Source organism: Methylophaga thalassica MP (assembly GCF_000214595.1).
In the GTDB taxonomy this organism is placed as follows: domain Bacteria; phylum Pseudomonadota; class Gammaproteobacteria; order Nitrosococcales; family Methylophagaceae; genus Methylophaga; species Methylophaga thalassica.
The window spans coordinates 561,770-580,214 of record NZ_AFIG01000001.1 but is presented as its reverse complement, the minus strand read 5'-3'; the positions used below and the strand labels follow the sequence as shown (position 1 = coordinate 580,214).

At 44.0% G+C, this 18,445-nt stretch carries 19 protein-coding genes; 7 read left to right on the top strand and 12 right to left on the bottom strand.

The genetic code is table 11. The annotated features are described in order from the left end of the window. Positions 1 to 63: 63 nt before the first annotated feature. The 7 genes from MAMP_RS02740 (at position 64) to MAMP_RS02710 (ending at position 5,782) form a co-directional block, all read left to right on the top strand. Entirely contained in the window at positions 64 to 1,146 is a 1,083-nt protein-coding gene (locus MAMP_RS02740; RefSeq protein ID WP_007144450.1) for an HD domain-containing phosphohydrolase, read from the top strand. Between the two features lie 54 nt (positions 1,147 to 1,200). After that, positions 1,201 to 1,503 carry a (2Fe-2S) ferredoxin domain-containing protein gene (locus MAMP_RS02735; protein ID WP_007144449.1) on the top strand — a complete coding sequence of 101 codons (303 nt, stop codon included), beginning with the start codon at positions 1,201 to 1,203 and terminating at the stop codon, positions 1,501 to 1,503. Then, positions 1,500 to 2,345, top strand: a complete 846-nt coding sequence (hpnD, locus tag MAMP_RS02730; protein WP_007144448.1) for a presqualene diphosphate synthase HpnD — start codon at positions 1,500 to 1,502, stop codon at positions 2,343 to 2,345. Before MAMP_RS02735 ends, hpnD begins: the two co-directional genes overlap by 4 nt. After that, a complete protein-coding gene (gene hpnE, locus MAMP_RS02725; RefSeq protein WP_007144447.1) occupies positions 2,345 to 3,619 on the top strand; it encodes a hydroxysqualene dehydroxylase HpnE in 1,275 nt (424 codons plus the stop codon). Before hpnD ends, hpnE begins: the two co-directional genes overlap by 1 nt. A gap of 57 nt (positions 3,620 to 3,676) precedes the next feature. Next, entirely contained in the window at positions 3,677 to 4,033 is a 357-nt protein-coding gene (locus tag MAMP_RS02720) for a hypothetical protein (RefSeq protein ID WP_007144446.1), read from the top strand. A gap of 33 nt (positions 4,034 to 4,066) precedes the next feature. Continuing rightward, entirely contained in the window at positions 4,067 to 4,756 is a 690-nt protein-coding gene (locus tag MAMP_RS02715; RefSeq protein ID WP_007144445.1) for an SDR family NAD(P)-dependent oxidoreductase, read from the top strand. Positions 4,757 to 4,864: 108 nt separating this feature from the next. Further along, positions 4,865 to 5,782, top strand: a complete 918-nt coding sequence (locus tag MAMP_RS02710; RefSeq protein ID WP_007144444.1) for a GGDEF domain-containing protein — start codon at positions 4,865 to 4,867, stop codon at positions 5,780 to 5,782. Between the two features lie 28 nt (positions 5,783 to 5,810). Here MAMP_RS02710 and rluB read toward each other — a convergent pair whose 3' ends face one another. The 12 genes from rluB to MAMP_RS02650 all read right to left on the bottom strand — a co-directional run bounded on the left by rluB (position 5,811) and on the right by MAMP_RS02650 (position 18,323). Continuing rightward, a complete protein-coding gene (rluB, locus tag MAMP_RS02705) occupies positions 5,811 to 6,710 on the bottom strand; it encodes a 23S rRNA pseudouridine(2605) synthase RluB (RefSeq protein WP_007144443.1) in 900 nt (299 codons plus the stop codon). A 21-nt stretch (positions 6,711 to 6,731) separates the two neighbouring features. Next, on the bottom strand, positions 6,732 to 7,949 hold the full coding sequence (locus MAMP_RS02700; protein WP_007144442.1) for a tryptophan--tRNA ligase: 1,218 nt from the start codon (positions 7,947 to 7,949) through the stop codon (positions 6,732 to 6,734). 31 nt (positions 7,950 to 7,980) lie between these two features. After that, positions 7,981 to 8,658 carry a site-2 protease family protein gene (locus tag MAMP_RS02695; RefSeq protein ID WP_007144441.1) on the bottom strand — a complete coding sequence of 226 codons (678 nt, stop codon included), beginning with the start codon at positions 8,656 to 8,658 and terminating at the stop codon, positions 7,981 to 7,983. After that, positions 8,651 to 9,922: a serine--tRNA ligase gene (gene serS / locus MAMP_RS02690; RefSeq protein WP_007144440.1), complete on the bottom strand. Its 1,272-nt coding sequence runs from the start codon at positions 9,920 to 9,922 to the stop codon at positions 8,651 to 8,653. Before serS ends, MAMP_RS02695 begins: the two co-directional genes overlap by 8 nt. A gap of 4 nt (positions 9,923 to 9,926) precedes the next feature. Beyond that, on the bottom strand, positions 9,927 to 10,229 hold the full coding sequence (locus tag MAMP_RS02685) for a DUF190 domain-containing protein (protein ID WP_007144439.1): 303 nt from the start codon (positions 10,227 to 10,229) through the stop codon (positions 9,927 to 9,929). Further along, complete coding sequence (gene crcB / locus MAMP_RS02680) at positions 10,226 to 10,591, bottom strand: fluoride efflux transporter CrcB (protein ID WP_007144438.1); 366 nt, start codon at positions 10,589 to 10,591, stop codon at positions 10,226 to 10,228. Before crcB ends, MAMP_RS02685 begins: the two co-directional genes overlap by 4 nt. Positions 10,592 to 10,739: 148 nt before the next feature. Then, positions 10,740 to 11,780 (bottom strand): class II fructose-bisphosphate aldolase, encoded by a 1,041-nt coding sequence (gene fba, locus MAMP_RS02675; RefSeq protein ID WP_007144437.1) that lies wholly within the window; start codon positions 11,778 to 11,780, stop codon positions 10,740 to 10,742. Positions 11,781 to 11,815: 35 nt separating this feature from the next. Beyond that, entirely contained in the window at positions 11,816 to 13,270 is a 1,455-nt protein-coding gene (gene pyk / locus MAMP_RS02670) for a pyruvate kinase (RefSeq protein WP_007144436.1), read from the bottom strand. Positions 13,271 to 13,281: 11 nt separating this feature from the next. Further along, on the bottom strand, positions 13,282 to 14,469 hold the full coding sequence (locus MAMP_RS02665) for a phosphoglycerate kinase (RefSeq protein WP_007144435.1): 1,188 nt from the start codon (positions 14,467 to 14,469) through the stop codon (positions 13,282 to 13,284). Positions 14,470 to 14,600: 131 nt separating this feature from the next. Continuing rightward, positions 14,601 to 15,599, bottom strand: coding sequence for a type I glyceraldehyde-3-phosphate dehydrogenase (gene gap / locus MAMP_RS02660; protein WP_007144434.1), 999 nt, complete (start codon positions 15,597 to 15,599; stop codon positions 14,601 to 14,603). A 154-nt stretch (positions 15,600 to 15,753) separates the two neighbouring features. Further along, the gene (gene tkt, locus MAMP_RS02655) at positions 15,754 to 17,742 is read right to left on the bottom strand and encodes a transketolase (protein ID WP_007144433.1); all 1,989 of its coding nucleotides are present in this window, start codon (positions 17,740 to 17,742) and stop codon (positions 15,754 to 15,756) included. 26 nt (positions 17,743 to 17,768) lie between these two features. After that, positions 17,769 to 18,323, bottom strand: a complete 555-nt coding sequence (locus MAMP_RS02650; RefSeq protein WP_007144432.1) for a thioredoxin family protein — start codon at positions 18,321 to 18,323, stop codon at positions 17,769 to 17,771. Positions 18,324 to 18,445: the final 122 nt, after the last annotated feature.

Genomic DNA, 18,445 nt, shown 5'->3' with positions numbered 1-18,445 from the left:
TCAAATGAAAAGCATCGCTGGTTACATGGTTAATTCAGTCATGATATGCAAAGGATGCACATAATGATTTCAGATAAGGACATTTTAAACGCCAGAATTCTTATTGTTGATGACCAATTGATCAACATTAAATTACTGGAAAAAATGCTGAGACAGGCCGGATTTACCTCTCTGTATTCCACAAATCTAGGCGCTGAAGTCAAACAACGCTATTTTGAATACGAAATTGATCTCATCCTGCTAGATATCCGTATGCCGGATATGGATGGTTTTCAGGTAATGGAAACACTGCAAACAGCGATACAGGATGATTATCTTCCAATACTGGTAATCACCGCCGAACTCACTCAGGAAATACGGAAAAAATCTCTCTGCTCCGGCGCAAAAGATTTTATAACTAAGCCGTTTGATCAGACAGAAGTCATCCAACGTATCAGAAATATGTTGGAAGTCCGCCTACTGCATAAGCAAGTATTGACGCAGAATGAAACGCTAGAACAACAGGTCAAGATCCGAACTCAACAACTTGAGCAAAGCCGTCTTGAAATTATTAAACGCTTAGGTCGGGCGGCAGAATACAAAGATAACGAAACCGGTAATCATATTCTGAGGATGAGCCACTTTGCCCATATGTTGGCACTCGCCGTCGGACTCAGTGATAAGTTTGCTGCTGATATATTAACCGCAGCGCCGATGCATGATATCGGTAAAATTGGCATTCCAGATCACATTCTACTGAAACCGGGTTCGCTTAATCCTGATGAGTGGGAGATCATGAAAACCCATGTCAAAATTGGCGCAGACCTACTAGCTGATACAGATGTGCCATTGCTCAAGCTGGCGAGTAATATTGCCCTGACTCACCATGAAAAATGGGACGGTTCTGGATACCCAAATGGTTTAAAAGGGGAAGCTATCCCCATCGAAGGTCGTATTTGTGCAATATGTGACGTTTTTGATGCTTTAACGTCTGAGCGCCCTTACAAAAAGGCATGGCCGGTTGAGCAAGCGGTTGATTATCTGCTCACTCAAAAAGGACAACATTTTGATCCTGAGTTAGTCGATCATTTCTTAGCGATTATCGAACAGGTTCTTCACTACCGTTCTCGCTATCCAGATACAGCGTATGAAGCATCAGATCAGTAATAATTTTGTTTAAATGCTTTTTAGTTATTTCAAGGTTCGCTATTCTTAGTCACTATGGCTCAAATATATAAATATCATTTATTTTTCTGTACGCATCAGCGTGATGATGGCAGTGCAAATTGTGGAGAGCATGGTTCACAGTCTCTGCGTGATTACGCCAAACAGCGTGTTAAAGAATTAAAAATAAAAAAAGTGCGTGTCAATAATGCTGGCTGCCTTAACCGCTGTAAGCTGGGACCGATGTTAGTGATTTATCCTGAAGGCACTTGGTACCACTATGAAACAGAAGCAGATATTGACGAAATTATTGAGTCACATCTGTTAAACGACACGATTGTGGAACGTTTGGTCAAATGACGCCGGATCAATACTGCCGCGACAAAGCAGCTAAAAGTGGTTCCAGTTTTTATTACAGTTTCATGTTTTTACCACCACAAAAGCGACAGGCCATCACCGCCTTGTATGCGTTTTGCCGTGAAGTGGATGATGCAGTAGATGAAATAGCCGATCCGCAAGTTGCTGCACAGACCTTAAGCTGGTGGCGAAGTGAGGTTGAGAATATATTTAACCAGACAGCCACTCATCCTGTTGGTAAAGCTCTGGAAGAAGCAATAAAGCATTTCGAACTTCATCAAGAATATTTTCTTGAAATTATTGATGGCATGGAAATGGATCTATTCCAGCATCGATATGACGCTTTTAAACATCTGGCTTTATATTGCCATCGTGTCGCCAGCGTGGTCGGGTTACTTGCTGCAGAAATTTTTGGTTATCAAAACCGTCAAACACTGAAATATGCCGAAAAACTGGGTTTGGCTTTCCAATTAACCAATATTATTCGTGACGTTCGTGAAGATGCCGAACGTGGCCGCATCTATCTCCCCGCAGAGGATATGGCTCGATTTAAGGTAAGTGAAGAAGATATTCTGGCACTAAAACAAACAGCAGAATTAACAGCACTACTGGCGTTTGAAACCGAACGTGCTCGTTCCTTCTATCAAGAAGCCAAAACGCTATTACCCAAAGAAGATCGATACTCACAACGTACGGGCTTAATCATGTCTGCTATTTATGAGGCGACGTTAGACGAAATTGAAAAAGATCAGTTTCAGGTGATGAAACAGCGCATTTCACTGACACCATTGAAAAAACTCTGGTTAGCCTGGCGCACGTCCAGAGCAGAAAAAAAACATCCATAATGACCACGCTGATTGTTGGTGGTGGCTGGAGTGGACTTGCTGCCGCTGTTCGTTTGTTAGAACAGGGCGAATCGATTCACCTGGTGGAATCTGCAAAGCAATTGGGAGGACGAGCCCGAAATGTTGTCTGGAACGCACAGACCATAGACAACGGTCAACATTTATTCATTGGTGCCTATGAACGCACCTTAAAATTATTGCAAGACCTGGGTGCTGATGAGTCCAGATTGTTTCAGCGGCTTCCGCTAAATATAACCATCCATCATCCAAATTTTGGCGATCTAAAACTCGCTGACACGCCACATCTACCCTGGCCGCTATCTCTGGCAATAAAGACTTGGCAACTCAATGGTTTTGCTGTTTTTGTCCAGATCTTTCGTCTAATCTTCAATGCCCGTTCACAAAAAAAGTCAGACGATATATCCGTAAAAGCATGGCTAGAACAACAAAAACAAAGTCGACGATTGATTGAGCAATTATGGGAGCCACTATGTCTTGCTACGATGAATACGCCCCTCTCCGAAGCATCGGCTAATCTTTTTGCTCATGTCTTGTTAGAGACTTTTAGGCAACGTGACTACGCTGATTTTTTGATTCCGCAAGTACCATTAGGCGATACCCTACCAGCCTATGCTGAACGATATATTCAGCAACAAGGCGGACAAATTTCCCTGAAAACGCGTATTAAGTCACTCGTTATCCATAACAATAAAGTCACTGCGGCTTTGACAGATAATGGACAAACCATTGAAGCGGACAATATTATTATTGCTACTGGACCACACACTAGCCAACAACTGTTAGGAAAATATTGGGGAGCTAAGGACGCAAGCTCTCATCCTATTGTCACGGTCTATCTGCAATGCGCATCTGATATCCATCTTCGATCACCTATGTTGGGACTCAGCGGGACAACAAGCCAATGGATATTCGATAGAGGTGATGGCCTGTTGGCGGTTGTTATCAGTGGACCAGGCTCACATCTGAAGCTGACTAATGAACAGCTTATCGAGCACGTTGTTAATGAATTACTAGACACAAATATAGTACAGCCCTCTGAATTTATTCGCGGTTACGTTATCCGAGAAAAACGGGCAACATTCAGAAGTACTGTGGGTGTTTGCTCAGATCGTCCGACAACTTGCTCTCCAGTGGATGGGCTCTATTTAGCAGGTGATATAATTAACAATCTTTATCCTGCTACACTAGAAGGTGCAGTGATAAATGGTGAAAAAGCTGCCGAATTGATAATGAAAATCAACACGGTTAGCTAAGCGATTAATCACTTGCTATACTTTGTGGCTCAATATTTATAACAATAAGGGAATGCTATGCTGAAACAGTTCAAATTACTTTTTATCGCGTTATTTCTAGGCACATTCATTGTTGCCTGTAGTGATGACAACAGTGCTCAGACAGACTCTAAAGATACATCTGCCGCACCTGCAGAGATGACCAGTGAAGACACCACTGACACAACAGGTGCTGTAGAAGATGAAACAGACACGATTGCAGGAATGACGAAAGAAGAAGCTATCGCTAAGTGGGGTGAGCCTGATGTCACTCAAACACATACAATTGATGCATTAACTGTTGATCATCTTGAATGGCATAAAAAAGACGGTATTACATCGGTACAATTCCATAACGGTGTCGCACAATTTAGTCAATTTGTACCTGCCGAATAAATCTTGATGCAAGCATATACTGAGGACAGCCAATTGGCTGAACAAATCATTCTTATCACCGGTGCCGCTCAAGGCATCGGTGCCTCAGTAGCTAAAGCCTGTGCATATGCAGGTGCTACAGTTATCTTACATGATAAACAAGTTCCGCAGCTTGAAGCTGTTTATGATGAAATTGTTGAACAAACTGGCATCATTCCAGCTATCTATCCGCTCGACCTCAAAGGGGCAACTGTTGATGACTACAAACAACTTGCCCAGACTATTTCAGAAAGTTTTGGTAAATTGGATGCCTTAATTCACTGCGCTGCTTCACTCGGACAATTAGCCCCAGTGATGAATCAAGATCCTAAAACATGGGCAGAAACCCTGCACATCAACCTGACAGCCGCTTACCTACTCACCCAAGCCTGTCTACCATTATTAAAACAACAAGCAAGCCATTTAATTTTCACTACTGATGCCCACAAGCATACCGCTTATTGGGGTGCCTACGGTATTAGTAAGGCCGCAGTTGAAGCACTTGCTGAACAATTAAAAGATGAACTGGAAGCAGAAGGCAAAGTGATCGTCAGCACCATTGATCCTGGTGAAGTCAGAACGGCGCTTTATGCTCGCGCTTATCCAGCCCGAAACCCAGAACATCTGAATTTGCCAGATGATGTCGCTTATCAATATATCGCAAAACTTCAATTAGAAACCAACTCTCCAGTATCGGTTGATTAAACGTCAAAACCCTGACACTAACATCCAACCCATTGATTCATATATAATTTTAAATATTGGCACACTTATAGCAGGTTATATTCATAACTTGAATAAGGAAGTGCTCCAATGGAACACCCATCAATATCAAACAAGCATAAACTAAGCCTGGTAGAAGGGTCTAAACCAGCAATAGATTACACTCAGACCAAAACAGCGGAAGACATACACCGTCAACTTCCTTACACGCTGCAAACCAGCCTTATTTTGGAAGACATGCTTCAATTATTTCAGCATGAAGTGAATGCTGTTTTCCCTGAGTGTAGCTTTCATTATCAAAACCCTAGTATGAAAGTCGATATCAACTCGGCGGAAAAATCTCACCACCGCTGCCATTATAAACTTGAAATGAATGGTGATTATCTGGGTGATCTTAGCTTTACGCAAAGCAAAAAGTTTTCTCAAGCAGATATTATTTTTCTAGAAGATTTACTCAGCCTGCTTGTTTACCCTTTACGTAACTGCCTGCTTTATAAAAAAGCGCTCGCCTCTGCACTACTGGATGACTTAACCAGTTTGGGTAATCGGGCTGCTTATGAAAAAAGTTTGCACAGGGAAATCGACAGAGCAAAAAGACACAATATACCTCTGTCACTCGTCCTTATTGACATTGATAACTTCAAAATTATCAATGACAACTTTGGTCATATGACCGGTGATAGAGCACTTAAAATTTTGGCAGATATGATTAACCAGAATTTGCGTGGTAGTGACTTGGCATTCAGATTTGGTGGTGAAGAATTTGTTCTGCTACTAACGGATACTAGCATTCACGACGCTCAAGTTGCAGCTGAAAGAATCCGTGAATCGGTTGCACAAATATTATCTCATGATGGAACAAACAGCTTCGGTTTCACCATCAGCTTAGGCGTAGCCCAACTTGATATGAATGAAGAAGGCTATCACCTGTTTGAACGGGCTGATATGGCACTTTATGAAGCCAAACACATGGGTAAGAATATAACTGTCTGCGCCAAGAAACCCTAATCTTTAATAGACAGCAGACAGTATAAAATCAATGGCCTCGAATACGAGGTCTTCTTTTAGGCATGGGCTCATCCTGATCCCGGCTTTGTTCTTTTTTATTGGTACTATATTCTTTTCTTGTACGTGTTTTCTTGGGTCGTTCCTGCTTAACAGCCGGTTTCTTGCGTCCACCTGTAACGTTACTGACTGGCTTCATCCCAGCCTGTTCATAAAGATAATCTAGGTCTGAACCTTCCAGCTTTGTCCAGTGTCCCATACGCAGATTATTAGGAATAATGATCGGTCCATAACGCACCCGCATCAAACGGCTGACCTGTACACCCTGGCTTTCCCACAAGCGACGTACTTCACGGTTACGACCTTCCTGGATAACCACGTGGTACCATTTATTGGCTCCTTCACCGCCAGATTCCTGAATATCTGCAAACTTAGCTTCACCATCTTCTAGCATGACGCCATCACGTAGCGTCTGCATCATTTCAGATGTCACTTCGCCTAAGACACGAACCGCATATTCGCGATCCATTTCATGCGATGGATGCATTAAACGATTTGCCAATTCACCATCTGTGGTCAGGATGATTAAACCACTGGTGTTTAAGTCAAGCCGTCCCACACTGACCCAACGGCCCTGCTCTGGAATAGGTAACGACTGAAAGATAGTACGACGGCCTTCAGGGTCCTTACGCGTGCACACTTCACCAACAGGCTTGTTATAGAGAATGACCTGTTTAGCCGGTTCCTGCCATAAACGTTTCGGAGAAAGCGGTTTATTATCCAGCTTTAAACGATCGCCTTCACTGATCTGATCTCCTAAACTTGCCAACTCACCATTACGAGTGACACGTCCTTCTTTAATCCAGGTTTCTACCTGGCGACGAGAGCCATACCCTGCTCTTGCTAATACTTTTTGAATACGTTCAGCCATAAAAACGCGTCAGCAACCCTTTTATTTATAGTTTAAACCCATTGATGAACGGACTTCCGCCAAGGTTTCCTGTGCCACTTCACGCGCGGCAGCATTACCATCATCAATAATACGGCGGACATCTTCTGGGTGTTGGCTAAAATCCAACGCCCGTTCACGAATCGGTCTCAGTTCAGCACTAACAGCATCAATCAACGGACCTTTACAATCCAGACAACCAATACTGGCACTGCGACAACCTTCTTGTACCCACTGTTTCTGATCTTCTGAAGCGTAAACCTCATGCAACTGCCATACAGGGCAGCGATCGGGCTCACCAGGATCAGTACGTCGAACACGGTTGGTGTCCGTTGGCATACGCTTAATTTTCTCTGCCAGGCTATCATCAGGCTCACGCAGCGAGATTGTATTTCCGTATGACTTGGACATTTTTTGACCATCCAGGCCTGGCATTTTAGATGCCGGTGTTAATAAGGCTTTTGGCTCGGGCAAAATCACTTTACCTGCACCTTCCAGATAGCCGAATAAGCGCTCCATATCACCCAGCGCTAAATTTTGTTGATTTTTAAGCAACTCACGCGCGGTGGCTAGAGCATCCGCATCACCTTGCTCTTGGTATGACTTACGCAAAGTATTGTAGAGCTTTGCGTTTTTCTTACCCATTTTTTTAATCGCGGCTTCGGCTTTTTCTTCAAAGTCCTTCTCACGACCATAGATATGATTAAAACGACGAGCGACTTCACGTGTTAACTCGACATGAGCGACCTGATCTTCACCCACAGGCACCTGACCCGCACGATAAATCAAAATATCGGCACTTTGTAATAAGGGATAGCCTAAAAAACCGTAAGTCGATAAATCTTTTTCTTTTAGTTTTTCTTGTTGATCTTTGTATGTTGGTACACGCTCTAGCCAGGAAAGCGGTGTAATCATCGACAATAATAAGTGTAATTCAGCGTGCTCAGGTACTTTTGACTGTAAAAACAGCGATGCCGTCGAAGGTTCAATACCGGCAGCGAGCCAGTCAATCACCATCTCCCAAACACTGCCTTCGATGACACTGCTCTCTTCATAATGAGTCGTCAATGCATGCCAGTCTGCGACAAAGAAGAAGCAGTCAAATTCGTGCTGTAATTTAATCCAGTTTTTTAGAACGCCATGATAATGACCTAAATGCAATTGCCCTGTTGGACGCATGCCTGAAACAATGCGACGGGACTGTATAGCAACCGTATCCAAAATGTTCTCCTGATAAGCCTTAATTAGCTAACTATAAAATACTGAATATTTGTGCTGGTAAATGAAAGACAGACACCAGCAAACCTAGCATAGCACTGACCAATGGCCATAAAATCAAATTCAAAATGCCGAAATAAAGCAGTCCGAGCAAGATAAAGAAACCATAAGGCTCTATCCTGCTGAACTTATATGCCATCGGTCCTGGTAGCCAGCTTGATAACACACGACTGCCGTCCAGAGGCGGAATAGGCAGTAAGTTAAGCATCATTAACATCGTATTAATCAAAACACCAGCGACGCCCATAAACATCATAGGTTGACCCAGGGTAATATCGGCATGAATAAGCATTAAACCCAGCTTGGCAACGATCGCCCAGATAATCGCCATAATAAAGTTGGCAGCAGGACCAGCAGCAGCCACCCACGCCATATCTCGTTTGGGCTGATGCAGATTCTGATAGCTCACCGGTACCGGTTTCGCCCAGCCAAATACAAAGCCGCCCAGTAATAATAATAAGCCGGGCACAAGTACTGTGCCGATAGGGTCGATATGTTTAAAGGGGTTTAGCGTGAGCCTACCCAACATTTGTGCTGTTCTATCACCTAACTTTAATGCAACCCAGCCATGCGCAACTTCATGCACAGTAATGGCAAATAAAACAGGTATCGCCCAGATAATAATTTTCTGGACCAAACTAAATTCAAACACGAATGCTGTCCTGACCGCCCATATATGGACGTAACGCCTCTGGAATTAACACCGAACCATCTGCCTGTTGATGATTTTCCATCAACGCTAACAGCGTACGGCCAACGGCCAGTCCTGAACCATTGAGCGTGTGAACTAACTCAGGTTTTCCAGTAGCAGGATTACGCCAGCGGGCCTGTAAACGACGTGCCTGGAAATCACCAAAATTACTGCAAGATGAAATTTCTCTGTAGGTTTGCTGGCTTGGTAACCAAACTTCAAGATCATAGGTTTTTGTAGATGAAAACCCTAAATCACCCGTACACAAATTCACCTTACGATATGGCAAATCTAATAACTGCAATACTTTTTCAGCATGTGCTGTTAATTCTTCATGCGCGGCAGCAGAGTCCTCTGGACGGACGATTTGTACCAACTCAACCTTTTCAAACTGGTGCTGACGGATAAGACCACGTACATCGCGACCATAAGAGCCGGCTTCACTTCGGAAACACGGTGTATGTGCCACAAACTTCAGCGGCAACGATGCATCTTCAGTAATCGTATCGCGGACAATATTAGTCACTGGCACTTCAGCTGTTGGAATCAGATAAAACTCACCATCGTTCACTTTAAACAGATCTTCTTCGAATTTTGGTAACTGTCCTGTTCCTCTTAAAGAGTCAGCATTCACTAAATAAGGAACATAGGTTTCCGTGTAACCATGCTGTTCACTGTGTAAGTCCAGCATAAACTGGGTCAGCGCACGCTGTAACTTAGCCAAAGGACCTGACAAAGTGACAAAACGGGCAGCACTGATTTTTGCTGCGGTATCAAAGTCCATACCTAAAGCAGCACCTAGATCGACATGATCTTTTGGTTCAAAATCAAATTGACGCGGTTCACCCCAACGTAAAATTTCCTGGTTCTCGCTCTCATCTTTACCGGCCGGAACATCAGCCTGAGGAAGATTAGGAATACCCATGGCGATGTCTTGCAACTGGGTCAACACATCATTTAATCTTGACTCAGCCGCTTTATGACGGTCAGCTAAATCTTCGATTTCTTTCAGTAAGGGGGTAATATCTTCACCCGCCGCTTTGGCTTTACCAATATTTTTAGAACGGCTATTTCTTTCTGTTTGTAATTCCTGAGCATCCAGTTGTGCCTGTTTACGCTCTTCTTCAAGCTTAGCCAACAATGCAACATCTAAATCAAAGCCTCTACGGGCTAGTTGCTCAGCAACCTGTTCAGTCTCATTTCTTAATAACTTCGGATCTAACATTCTTTTATTTTCCAGATTGTGCAGTCCAGCTCACAATATGATCCGGCTTAACCATACTTTCCAGCTGTGTAATAATTTTTTCCACTTTATGTGGAACATCAAAAAACTCGATCACCAATGGTAATTCAGGTGATAAATCCAATAGTGACGCTTTATGCAACTTTTGTTCAGCACCAAAACCAGCAATGCCACGAAACACGGTAAAGCCTTTAATATCTAATGTTTCAAGTAAGTCTATAACGCGATTACTATGATCCCGCCCCTCAGCAAGGTATACACGAACCATCGTGACTTCGAACCGACTCATAACTGTCTCCCCAGGCTTAGACCTATCCATGTAGCCGTGAGACAGAGCAAAACGCTAAGAAATACATTTAGCATGGCTCTCGTGACATCACCGGCTTCCAGCAGAGCAATAGTTTCCATAGAAAATGTCGAAAACGCGCCAAGTAAGCCGATTAAAATGGCAGAGCGCCATTCTGCCATACCCAACTCTCTCTCGATAAAGATGATAAACAGAAATCCCATCAGTAAAGAACCGAGCACATTAACAGCCAATGTGCCGTAGGGAAAGTCACGCCCTAAAACACGATAGATGCCGTTGGAAACAACAAACCTGAGTACGGCACCTACTGCACCGCCGGCGGCAATCGCAATTATTTGATGCACGAACGATATTCTCTGCTAAAAAACAGGTAGTTTACCGTATTCTGGCACAAGGCTCGCAACTGATTGTTTAATGAGGAAAATAACATTCAATCATAGATAAGTCTGAGTAGCTGAAAATCACTGACAAACAAACTGTTATCGACCCAAACTAATATCTTTCAACCATTTTAGCTAATGAAACAGGTATGATCTTTCTGGCATGTCCTGCGCTACCAAATGCCTGATAACGCGCTTCACAAATCGTTTGCATCGCCTGCGTCGCTGCTTTGAAAAATTTCCGTGGATCAAATTCCGCTTTATTCTTCTCATCAGTCAAAAACTGACGAATAGCACCCGTTGAGGCCATGCGTAAATCGGTATCAATGTTGACCTTACGTACACCATATTGAATGCCTTCAACAATTTCTTCTACAGGCACCCCATAGGTTTGGCCGATATCACCACCATGTGTATTGATAATTTTCAACCAATCCTGCGGTACTGAACTCGAACCATGCATCACAAAATGGGTATCAGGCAGTTTTTGTTGCAAGGTTTTTAAGTGGCTAATCGCCAGCACATCACCTGTTGGTGGTTGTGTAAATTTATAGGCGCCATGACTGGTGCCTATAGCAACGGCTAAGGCATCAACCTGCGTTAAATTCACGAACTCCACTGCCTCATCGGGATCGGTCAATAGTTGACTATGATCTAAGGCTGATTCTGCACCATGACCATCTTCTTCCCCCATCATACCGGTCTCTAAAGAGCCCAGGCAGCCTAACTCCCCTTCCACGGAAACACCACATGCATGAGCAATGTCACTAACGTTTTTTGTCACCTGCACGTTATAGTCAAAATCAGACGGTGTTTTCATGTCTTCTCGTAATGATCCATCCATCATCACCGAAGTAAATCCTGACTGAATCGAACGAATGCAGATAGCCGGGCTAGCGCCATGATCCTGATGTAAAACCACTGGAATATGAGGATATTCTTCAATAGCTGCGAGGACCATATGCCGTAAAAATGGCTCACCAGCGTATTTTCTGGCACCAGCACTGGCCTGCATGATCACAGGGCTATCTACCTTGTCTGCTGCCTGCATAATGGCATGTACTTGCTCCATATTACTGACATTGAATGCCGGAACAGCAAAATCATGTTCAGCTGCATAGTCTAATAATTGTCGCAACGTAATCAGGGCCATAAAGCCTCCTGTAAAGAAAAAATCATGTTCCGTATTCAGTCTATCTGTCTGGGTTCAGCCATATCACCGACTTTGACAATTTTCATAGCATTGGTACTGCCCTGAATTTCAAGATCGCCTTTAGTAATAATGACGATATCACCATCTGACACAACACCACGACGGACAAGCTCATCTACCATCTCTTTATTCATCAGCGCATGGTCATGATGTTCTACATCAAACTTAAGTGGATAAACCCCTCTGTATAAGGTCACTTTCCGTGCTGTTTTTTCATGGGGTGTGAGTGCAAAGATAGGAATACCCGAACTAATTCTGGACATCCACAATGTGGTTGCACCTGAGTCCGTCAATGCAGCAATCGCTTTTACATCCAGATGGTTGGCAGTATACATGGCAGCCATAGCGATGGCCTCATCCATCCGTTCAAAATGCGAGTCTATCCGGTGTCGCGAGACCCGTATTTCACGTTCCAGCTCTGCTTGCAGACAAACACGGTCAACGGCCGCTATGGTTTTTATCGGATTTTTACCAATCGCCGTTTCCCCAGATAGCATCACAGCATCAGTGCCATCCAGCACGGCATTGGCCACATCAAACACTTCAGCCCGGGTCGGAATCGGATTCATGATCATTGATTCCATCATCTGGGTGGCTGTAATGGTCAGGCAGTTCTTTTTACGAGCCAGCCCAATGATACGTTTTTGAATAGGCGGTAATGCCGCATCCCCCATCTCCACGCCCAAATCGCCACGTGCGACCATAATCGCATCGGTAGCTGAGATGATCTCATCAATAGCTTCTACCGCTTCTGCACGTTCAATTTTTGCCACAATGGCACCATAACCGCCAGCATCGCGTAATAACTGCCTTGCCTGATGGATATCATCTGCCGAACGAGGGAATGACACAGCGAGATAGTCTGCCTGCATGCTGGCAGCCGTTTTAATATCCTGTTTATCTTTATCGGTAAGGGCTTTGGCAGATAGTCCACCACCAATACGGTTAATGCCTTTGTTATTGGAGAGAACACCACCGAAACTTACCGTCGTATAGATTTTATGCGTATCGACTTTATCCACACGCAATACAATCCTGCCATCATCAAGGAGCAAGGTGTCTTTCGCTTTGACATCACGTGGAAGCGCTTTATAGTCAATGCCCACTTGCTGTTCATCACCCTCGTCTCTACCAAGCTGGGCATCCAGAATGAAGTACGCGCCTTCTTCAAGCACAACCGAGCCTTGTTTAAAGCGGGAGATACGAATTTTGGGTCCCTGAAGGTCAGCCAGAATACCAACTTGTTTATTTTGCAAACGAGCACGTTCTCTGACCAGCTCTGCCAACGCAATGTGAGTGTCAGGCTCACCATGAGAGAAGTTAAGCCTGACCACATTCATGCCGGCTGCGATCATCGCATCCAATACTTGCGGGCTTTGTGTGGCCGGCCCTAAAGTCGCAACAATTTTTGTTCGTCTTATGGCCGTCACATGAAACTCCTTTATGCTTGTGCGGCGCGTTGCTCCAAAATATCTACAGCCGGTAATTTTTTACCTTCAAGAAACTCGAGAAATGCGCCACCACCCGTTGAAATATAAGAAATGTCATCACAAATTTTATATTTAGACACTGCCGCTAATGTATCACCACCACCAGCAATAGAAAATGCATCAGACTCAGCAATCGCCATCGCGACTTCTTTCGTGCCTTCGCCAAACTGATTAAATTCAAACACGCCGACCGGACCATTCCAGACAATCGTACCAGCGTTTTTTAAAATTTCTGTTAAAGCGGCGGCCGATTTTGGACCAATATCAAAAATCATGTCATCGGCAACGATATCAGTCACTTTTTTGACTTCAGCTTCCGCATTTTCAGCAAAATGCTTACCACATACGACATCAACTGGTACCGGAATATCCCCACCACGAGCCTGAGCTTCCGCTCTTAGTTTTTTACAGGTATCAATTAGGTCTTCTTCATAAAGCGAATTACCGACTTGGTGACCCTCTGCCGCAATAAAAGTGTTGGCTATCCCACCACCGACAATCAGTTGATCCACTTTTTTAGATAACGATTCCAGCACCGTCAACTTGGTGGATACCTTTGAGCCACCTACAATCGCGACTAGCGGCCTTGCCGGGTTATCCAATGCTTTCGCCAATGCTTCTAATTCTGTTGCCAATAGTGGACCGGCACATGCAATCGGTGCGTATTTCGCTACGCCATGCGTCGACGCCTGAGCACGATGAGCTGTGCCAAAGGCATCCATTACAAACACATCACACAACTTGGCCATACGACGAGATAACGCATCATCGTTGGCTTTTTCACCGATGTTAAAACGCACGTTTTCACACAAGACGACTTCACCCGCTTCAACGGGTATAAATTCTGGTTCTAGCCAGTTTTGCTCAAGTCTGACCGGTTGTTCCAATAAGGCTGATAAATAATTAGCAACAGGGGCCAGCGAGTACTGATGCTCATACTCACCTTCAGTTGGTCTGCCAAGATGCGACATGATCATGACCTTTGCACCTGCTTTTAATGCCATTTCTATAGTGGGCAATGAAGCATGAATACGGGTGCCATCAGCAACAACACCTTTTTTCAGTGGCACATTAAGATCTTGGCGAATCAGTACACGCTTACCCGCCAAATCCAGATCAGCCATCTTGATTACAGACATGATGATTTTCCTCGTGAATAATTAAATTTGTGATCTCCATCACAAAGTATAACGTTCTAAATTAGTTTGACCATAAAAAAAGGCTTCCTGAATCCAGAAAGCCTTAACGTTTTTATTGATAAATGAATGAATTAACTACCAACGTGCTGTACAAGACGCATCATATTGCAGGTATAGCCATATTCATTGTCATACCACGCAACCACTTTAACAAACGTCTTATCCAATGCGATTCCAGCACCGGCATCAAAGTTTGAAGGGGCTGTGTTACCACGAAAATCCGTTGATACCACGCTTTCTTCCGTATAACCCAGTACATCTTTTAACTCTGATGTAGAAGCGGCTTTCATCGCTGCGCAGATATCTTCATATGTTGCATCTTTGTCTAACTCAACCGTCAGATCAACCACCGAAACATCCGATATCGGCACGCGGAAAGCCATACCGGTTAACTTGCCATTCAAATCAGGTAAGACTTTACCAACCGCTTTCGCCGCACCGGTAGATGATGGAATAATATTTTCCAAAATGCCGCGACCACCACGCCAATCTTTCATTGAAGGGCCATCCACGGTTTTTTGTGTTGCGGTGGCAGCATGTACCGTAGTCATCAATCCGCGTTTGATACCAAAGCTGTCATGCAAGACTTTAGCGACAGGCGCTAATGCATTGGTCGTGCATGATGCGGCAGAAACAATCGCCTGACCGTCGTAATATTTATGATTCACACCATAGACAAACATTGGTGTGTGATCTTTTGAAGGCGCAGACTGCACCACTTTTTTGGCGCCAGCATCGATGTGCGCCTGACAGCTTTCTTCGGTCAGGAAAAAGCCCGTACATTCGATAACCAAATCCGCACCGACTTCATCCCATTTCAAATCTGCAGGGTTACGCTCAGCTGTAATGCGGATAGTTTTGCCATTCACCACCAGATTGCCATCTCTGACTTCCACTTCACCATGGAAGCGGCCATGCACAGAATCGTATTTGAGCATATAAGCCAGATATTCGGGATCTAACAAATCATTGATAGCTACCACTTCAATATCTGTAAAATCTTTGATGGCTGCACGAAATGCCATGCGACCAATGCGGCCAAAACCGTTAATACCGACTCTAATCGTCATGCTTAATCCCCTATCACTATATCCGTCTGTCTAAGAACTGAAATCTCAGTCTGAAATCTCACTTATTAGACTTTCGAGCTTTAGAGAGAGAAAAACCAGTGAGCAAATGCCCACTGGTTCAACTCAATTACTACTTAATTTAAATCAGCAATCATTACAGCACTGATTTAACTGTCTTAACAACATTTTCAACTGTGAAGCCGAAGTGTTTCATCAATACACCACCTGGTGCAGATTCACCAAATGTATCGATACCAACAACACCACCTTCCAGGCCAACATATTTGCGCCAGAAATCAGTCACACCCGCTTCAACAGATACACGTTTAACACCAGGTGTTAACACGCTGTCTTTGTAAGCTTGGTCTTGACGATCAAACACATTAGTTGAAGGCATAGAAACAACGCGTGCTTTCACACCGTCAGCTTTCAGTTCTTCTTGTGCTTTAACCGCTAAGTCAACTTCAGAACCTGTCGCGATGATGATGACATCAGCTGCGCCACCTTCTGCTTCAGACAATACATAAGCACCTTTACGGATAGCTTCGAAGTCAGCAGTGTCATGTTTACGGCCTGGGATACCTTGACGGCTTAATACTAAGCTTGAAGGACCATCTTTACGTTCAACGGCAGCAACCCAAGCCACAGCAACTTCAGTTTCATCAGAAGGACGCCATACATCCATGTTAGGAATGTAACGCAGACCTGCTGTGTTTTCGATTGGTTGGTGAGTAGGACCGTCTTCACCCTGACCGATAGAGTCATGAGTCAAGATAGCGATTGTGCGTTGCTTCATCAATGCCGCCATACGTAAAGCAGACTTAGCATAGTCAGAGAACATGTGGAACGTACCACCGTAAGGCAGTAAACCACCGTGCAGAGCCATACCATTCATGATGGCATACATACCAAACTCACGAACACCGTATGAAATGTAGTTACCTGGCTCTTTACCAGAAACATGTTTGAAGCTTGAGCAGCTTGTCAGGTTAGAACCTGTTAAGTCAGCAGAACCACCGATAAATTCTGGTAATTCAGGCGCTAAAGCAGTGATAACGTTTTGTGATGCTTTACGTGAAGCAACGCTTTCTGCTTTATCGTTGAAATCAGCGATCATTTTATCTGTGAATTGTTTCCAGTCAGCGGGTAATTCACCTGCCATGCGGCGTTTAAATTCAGCAGCTAATTCTGGGTATTCAGCAGCATAAGCGTCGAACTTTTTGTTCCATTCAGCTTCAGCAGCGTCACCTTTTGCTTTTGCATCCCAACCTGCATAAACGTCTTCAGGAATAACAAAAGGTTCGTAGTCCCAACCTAACTCTTTACGAGTTAATGCAACTTCTTCTTCACCTAATGCAGCACCGTGGCAATCATGGCTAGCTGATTTGTTTGGTGAACCGAAACCGATGATGGTTTTACAGCAGATCAGTGAAGGTTTGTCAGTGACTTTTTTCGCTGCTTCAATAGCTGCGTTGATCGCATCAGCGTCATGACCATCAACTGATTGAACGTGCCAGCCGTAAGCTTCGAAACGTTTAGCAGTGTCATCTGTGTACCAGCCATCAATGTGACCATCGATAGAGATATTGTTGTCATCCCAGAATGCGATCAGGTTACCCAGACCCCATGTACCCGCAAGCGCACATGCTTCATGAGAAACACCTTCCATCAAACAACCGTCGCCCATGAATACATAGGTGTGGTGGTTAACGATGTCATGACCTGGTTTGTTAAATTGGTCAGCCATCAGTTTTTCAGCCATCGCAAAACCAACACCGTTGGTGATACCTTGACCTAATGGACCTGTTGTTGTTTCAACACCTGGTGCATAACCGTATTCAGGGTGACCCGCACATTGTGAATGTAATTGACGGAATGTTTTGATTGAATCCATTGGCAAGTCATAACCTGACAAGTGCAACAATGAATAAATCAACATAGAACCGTGACCATTAGATAGGATGAAACGGTCACGATCAGCCCAATTTGGGTTATTTGGGTTGTGTTTTAAATGGTCATTCCATAACACTTCGGCAATATCTGCCATACCCATAGGCGCGCCGGGGTGACCCGAGTTCGCCTTTTGTACTGCGTCCATGCTCAGCGCACGGATTGCATTAGCTAAATGTCTACGTGTAGCCATTATCTACATTCTCCTATTAAAAAAAATTAAGCTGCCCGCCATTTGATCGAGCAACCCATACTAGGTATTTGATTTTCTGGGCCGTGGCCTGTTTCTGCCACTTGTTTCATTGCTTCAAACAAATCTCGTCTGACATCAGATGCCGCTGCTTGTTTTTTACTGGCATCTAAACGACCGCGATATTGTAGTTGCAAATCACCGTTATAACCAAAAAAATCGGGCGTGCAGACTGCACCATAAGCCTGGGCAACCTGTTGTGTTTCGTCATACAAATAAGGAAATGAAAACTGCTGCTGTTCAGCAACGCGTTTCATATTATCGAAAGCATCTTCTGGATAGTCATTCACATCATTAGACATAATGGCGACAGAGTTAACGCCCAACTCTTTCAGCGCATTCGTATCACGGACAAGTCGATCCATGATCGCTTGTACGTACGGACAATGGTTACAAATGAACATCACTAATAGTCCATTTTCACCACGACACTCATCTAATGTCCAAATTTTACCGTCTGTTCCTGGCAGAGAAAAATCCACAGCAGGCAAACCAAATTCACAGACTGGTGTCTCTAAAGCCATAAACGCTCGCTACAGTTGTACTTTTGTCGTTTCAGGTGAAAAACTACGCATGAAACTCTTTTGGAGTTCTGCATATTACCAGACAAATTGCATAATGCGAAATCAAGCTGTTAGCGCTTTTT

What these genes read in the sequence shown, in the direction of transcription:
- MAMP_RS02740 (WP_007144450.1), top strand. Translation starts at nt 64, where the DNA reads ATGATTTCAGATAAGGACATTTTAAACGCCAGAATTCTTATTGTTGAT.
- MAMP_RS02735 (WP_007144449.1), top strand. Translation starts at nt 1,201, where the DNA reads ATGGCTCAAATATATAAATATCATTTATTTTTCTGTACGCATCAGCGT.
- hpnD (WP_007144448.1), top strand. Translation starts at nt 1,500, where the DNA reads ATGACGCCGGATCAATACTGCCGCGACAAAGCAGCTAAAAGTGGTTCC.
- hpnE (WP_007144447.1), top strand. Translation starts at nt 2,345, where the DNA reads ATGACCACGCTGATTGTTGGTGGTGGCTGGAGTGGACTTGCTGCCGCT.
- MAMP_RS02720 (WP_007144446.1), top strand. Translation starts at nt 3,677, where the DNA reads ATGCTGAAACAGTTCAAATTACTTTTTATCGCGTTATTTCTAGGCACA.
- MAMP_RS02710 (WP_007144444.1), top strand. Translation starts at nt 4,865, where the DNA reads ATGGAACACCCATCAATATCAAACAAGCATAAACTAAGCCTGGTAGAA.
- rluB (WP_007144443.1), bottom strand. Translation starts at nt 6,710, where the DNA reads ATGGCTGAACGTATTCAAAAAGTATTAGCAAGAGCAGGGTATGGCTCT.
- serS (WP_007144440.1), bottom strand. Translation starts at nt 9,922, where the DNA reads ATGTTAGATCCGAAGTTATTAAGAAATGAGACTGAACAGGTTGCTGAG.
- MAMP_RS02685 (WP_007144439.1), bottom strand. Translation starts at nt 10,229, where the DNA reads ATGAGTCGGTTCGAAGTCACGATGGTTCGTGTATACCTTGCTGAGGGG.
- fba (WP_007144437.1), bottom strand. Translation starts at nt 11,780, where the DNA reads ATGGCCCTGATTACGTTGCGACAATTATTAGACTATGCAGCTGAACAT.
- MAMP_RS02665 (WP_007144435.1), bottom strand. Translation starts at nt 14,469, where the DNA reads ATGTCTGTAATCAAGATGGCTGATCTGGATTTGGCGGGTAAGCGTGTA.
- gap (WP_007144434.1), bottom strand. Translation starts at nt 15,599, where the DNA reads ATGACGATTAGAGTCGGTATTAACGGTTTTGGCCGCATTGGTCGCATG.
- tkt (WP_007144433.1), bottom strand. Translation starts at nt 17,742, where the DNA reads ATGGCTACACGTAGACATTTAGCTAATGCAATCCGTGCGCTGAGCATG.
- MAMP_RS02650 (WP_007144432.1), bottom strand. Translation starts at nt 18,323, where the DNA reads ATGGCTTTAGAGACACCAGTCTGTGAATTTGGTTTGCCTGCTGTGGAT.